The organism is Deferrisoma palaeochoriense (assembly GCF_054656955.1).
Genome location: NZ_BAAHXI010000201.1, coordinates 1 through 343, shown reverse-complemented (window position 1 = coordinate 343; position 343 = coordinate 1). Strand labels below are relative to the sequence as shown.

Annotated in this window: 1 pseudogene; it reads left to right on the top strand. The window is 70.6% G+C overall.

Annotated elements, in window-relative coordinates:
• Nucleotides 1-326: pseudogene (locus tag ACYQ8L_RS18710) on the top strand (biotin synthase BioB); the annotation flags it as partial.
• Nucleotides 327-343 lie beyond the last annotated feature (17 nt).

The following is a 343-nucleotide window of genomic DNA, read 5'->3' as shown; positions in this document are numbered from 1 at the left end:
CGCTCGAGGTGGACAGCGTGCCCCTGAACTTCCTCGTGCCGGTCAAGGGCACCCGGCTCCAGGACATGCCCCCCCTTCCGCCCCTGGAGTGCCTCAAGATCGTGGCCGTGTACCGGTTCCTCCTGCCCCGGGCCACGATCAAGGTCTGCGCCGGCCGCGACCGCAACCTGGGGGACATGTCCTCCTGGATCTTCTACGCCGGCGCCAACGGCATGATGGTGGGCCACTACCTGACCACGGCCGGCCGGGCCCCGGACGTTGACCTGAAGATGGTGCGCGACCTCGGGTTCCGGCCGGTGGCCGAGGGGAGCGGGAGGCCCCTGTGATCCCGGGCTGGGTGGGA